We start from the raw sequence: 3,443 nt of genomic DNA on the forward strand, positions 1-3,443 counted from the left end.
ATTTGACGAACATCCGGACTATTTTCGAATGAATGAAAAAGGAATAAGGGTCAATGATGCCAATGGCTGCCCTTCCAGCACGGGTGCCCTTGCTGAAGTCTATAAAAACGCGATTAAAATAGGTCGGGATTATGAGCCAACTAATAACAGATATTATTTTTGGTTGGATGATGGCGGTGATATTTGTCATTGTGATCAATGCAAAGATTACAACGCCGCAGATCAGGCACTTATTTTTGAAAATGAAATCATTAAAGCGCTTAAAGAGATTAATCCTGATGCCATGCTTGCTCATTTATGTTATCATAATACAGTAGCTCCCCCTTCGAAAATAAAGCCAAATGAAGATATTTTTCTTGAGTTTGCCCCTTTTACCCGCAGTTGGTCGGCCCCACTGTCTCATACCTGGGTTAGATCGCCGAGGTCCACTTTAACACATGCCGATTACATTAAAGCACTTAAAGATAATCTCAAGGTTTTCCGGGTAGAAACTGCACAAGTGCTTGAGTATTGGATGGATGTATCTTTATTCAGTGATTGGAACCCGAACAAGTTAGTAAAAGTTCCATGGAATAATGAAATTTTCCTGGATGATTTGGATACTTACGGTTCTTTGGGTATAAGAAATATTACCTGTTATACAGCGTTTGTTGGACCAGACTATGTAACCCAATTTGGAGATATTTCATTTCTGTCAGAATATGGGCAGGGTCTCCTCAATTATCAACCCAAATAGCGTCTCACCTGTAAAGTTTTAATCATATGAATAAAAATACAACGCTGATTTGGTTATGCTTCTTATTCGTTTTGACGGCATCTCAGGATTCTGATAAAGGTTTTAGGCCATTATTTGAAAACGATTTGTCAAATGCAGACTATAATAAAAAGGTCTGGAGCTATACAGATGGAATTCTTACCGCTACGGCAGATGAAGTTATTTGGACATTGAACGAATACGAAAATTTTATCCTTGATATTGAGTTTAAAAATGACGTAAATACAAATAGTGGTATAATAATATACTGCCCGGATAAAGCAAATTGGGTTCCGACTTCAATTGAAATACAGATTGCGGACGACCATCACGAATTCTGGCAATCTCTTCCTGAGAATGTACGATGCGGATCTATTTTCGGGCACAAAGGAGCTAATGAACAATTAGTCGTATATGAACCCGGACTATGGAATAGAGCCATTATTACTGCCAAGGGTCAAAAAATAGATGTTGAATTAAATGGCAAACATATTATCAGTGCAAACCTGGCTGACTGGACTTCCGCGACTAAAAATCCGGATGGCACAGATATTCCGGAATGGTTGCCAAAACCCTATGCAGAATTACAAACGAAAGGATTTATCGGTTTTCAAGGTAAGCATGGCGAATCAAGCATTTGGTTCAGAAATGTCAGAATCAAATGTCTATAGACACTTAACAGACAAACTATAATCTATTAAGAATATAAAACGAGCATAAACATCATTATATCCAAGACAATGATTAAATGCAAGTTTCATATACCAACAAGAAAAAATAAAATATTCATATGAAATTTAGAACATATCCAATTGTAGTAATCTTACTCTCCTTCATATTGGTACTTATCTCTTGTAACGGAAAGGAAACAATAGCGCCAAAGGAAGCTTTCCGGGGAGTCGTCCTGTACCCAAGTGATATGCGTTCCATTGGAGCAGATAGGCTGATCGATATCCTGAAAAAGGCAGATATTAATCTAATAGGAATTCATTCCAATACTATCACAGAGGATTTGGATAGCTTGAAGATATACCTTGAGAGTGCCGAGGGCCGACTATTGACTGATTTATGTAAAGAAAACAAAATAGATGTGGAATATGAATGCCACGTATTACAGGAAATTCTTCCCCGTTCTCTATTCGACGCGTATCCCGAATATTTTCGTCTCGATTCCAATGGAGTAAGGACGAATGATCTCAATATGTGTTTTTCCTCAGAGCAAGCATGGCTTGTAATCGAAAAAAATATAACCGAATTGGTTAAATGGATCAAACCGACTACTAACCGTTATTTCTTCTGGATTGACGATTCGTATGACGGATTTTGTCTCTGTGATAAATGTAAATCTTATTCGCCAAGTGATCAAGCGTTGATTTACGAAAACATGATGTTGGAAATTATCCGTAAAGTTAATCCTGAAGCTACTTTAGCCCATTTGGCTTATGCAAGTACATTAGAGGCACCGAAAACAGTAAAACCGCAGGAGGGAATATTTCTCGAATTTGCTCCAATCGGGCGTAACTATGCAGAACCTTTGTCTTCCGATCAGTATAATGCATTAAAAGAGAATTTGGGAATCTTCCCAAAAGAAACGACTCATATATTGGAATATTGGCTGGATGTATCCATGTTTTCCAATTGGAAAAGAGAGACATGGAACAAAGTTCCATGGAATGCGGATTATTGTAAACGTGACGTTCATTTATACCAGGATTTGGGAATAGATTCTTTTACAACATTTGCGACATGGATGCTACATCAACGCTATTTTGACCTACATGGACAAGATGAAGCTGTTGAGGTTTTAAAAGAATACGGTTCCATATTAAAGGGAAAGTGAAACGAGTGACAAAAGTGAATTCATTAAGAAAGATACGGGTCATCTATTTTCTAATCAGTTTGTTTATTCTGTTCTTGATGGGACAAGTATGCAGGCCCCTACATCCGGATACATTTCTGATTAACCATCTCACATCTGAAATTCATTTAGACGGAAATATCGGGGAAATGGAATGGAATAATGCAACAACGATAACCAGTTTGCAGTCTCCGTGGATGCCAGCAGAACAGGATAGTACAATTTTTCGATGTTTTTGCTCTACAAAATACTTCAATTTCTGCTTTGAGGTTATCGATAGGAGTCTTATAATTTTGGATTATACTGATGAGATGACTATTGCTGAAGGTGATAGGGTTGAATTGTTTTTTAGTTCATCTTCCAAGCTATCCCCCTATTACTGTATTGAAATGAATCCCCACGGAGATATCCTTGATTATAAAGCAGAGCACTACCGTAAATTTGATTATTTCTGGAATTTCAGTCATCATAATGTTGTTGGCAAAATTACATCAAACGGTTATATCGTAGAAGGATGTATACCTATCCCCGAATTAAAAACATTAGGTATTGATTTTAAAAAAGGATTCTATCTGGGTGTTTTCAGAGCTGATTTTACAGAAGAAAATGAAAATTCGGTGATTTGGTATTCCTGGATAAACCCTCAAGTAAAAGAACCGGATTTTCATATTCCTTCAGCTTTTGGAAAATGTAAATTGAAAATATGATACAAGCTTCATTTACGATATAATTTCAACTATCTGAATATTATTTATATCAAATCAAACTCTATGACGACCTATTCACGCAGAAAGTTCTTAAAGACCGCAGCCATCGGAGCCGCCGGTCTTA

The 3,443-nt window shown here is 37.0% G+C and carries 5 protein-coding genes; all 5 read left to right on the plus strand.

The genetic code is table 11. The features are described from left to right. Positions 1 to 736 (plus strand): DUF4838 domain-containing protein (locus Q0502_RS08460; protein ID WP_298649603.1); only part of this gene is annotated, 736 nt, incomplete at its 5' end. 26 nt (positions 737 to 762) lie between these two features. Further along, complete coding sequence (locus Q0502_RS08465) at positions 763 to 1,425, plus strand: DUF1080 domain-containing protein (RefSeq protein ID WP_298649605.1); 663 nt, start codon at positions 763 to 765, stop codon at positions 1,423 to 1,425. A gap of 119 nt (positions 1,426 to 1,544) precedes the next feature. Further along, positions 1,545 to 2,594, plus strand: a complete 1,050-nt coding sequence (locus Q0502_RS08470; RefSeq protein ID WP_298649608.1) for a DUF4838 domain-containing protein — start codon at positions 1,545 to 1,547, stop codon at positions 2,592 to 2,594. A 77-nt stretch (positions 2,595 to 2,671) separates the two neighbouring features. After that, positions 2,672 to 3,319 carry a sugar-binding protein gene (locus tag Q0502_RS08475; protein WP_298649610.1) on the plus strand — a complete coding sequence of 216 codons (648 nt, stop codon included), beginning with the start codon at positions 2,672 to 2,674 and terminating at the stop codon, positions 3,317 to 3,319. A 63-nt stretch (positions 3,320 to 3,382) separates the two neighbouring features. Beyond that, a partial coding sequence (locus tag Q0502_RS19005; RefSeq protein ID WP_366521781.1) for a twin-arginine translocation signal domain-containing protein occupies positions 3,383 to 3,443 on the plus strand: 61 nt, incomplete at its 3' end.

Source organism: uncultured Proteiniphilum sp., from assembly GCF_937873925.1.
Lineage (GTDB): Bacteria > Bacteroidota > Bacteroidia > Bacteroidales > Dysgonomonadaceae > Proteiniphilum.

Bases quoted from the DNA above. Each gene is read 5' to 3' on its own strand.
- Q0502_RS08465 (WP_298649605.1), top strand. From the start codon at position 763: ATGAATAAAAATACAACGCTGATTTGGTTATGCTTCTTATTCGTTTTG.
- Q0502_RS08470 (WP_298649608.1), top strand. From the start codon at position 1,545: ATGAAATTTAGAACATATCCAATTGTAGTAATCTTACTCTCCTTCATA.
- Q0502_RS08475 (WP_298649610.1), top strand. From the start codon at position 2,672: ATGGGACAAGTATGCAGGCCCCTACATCCGGATACATTTCTGATTAAC.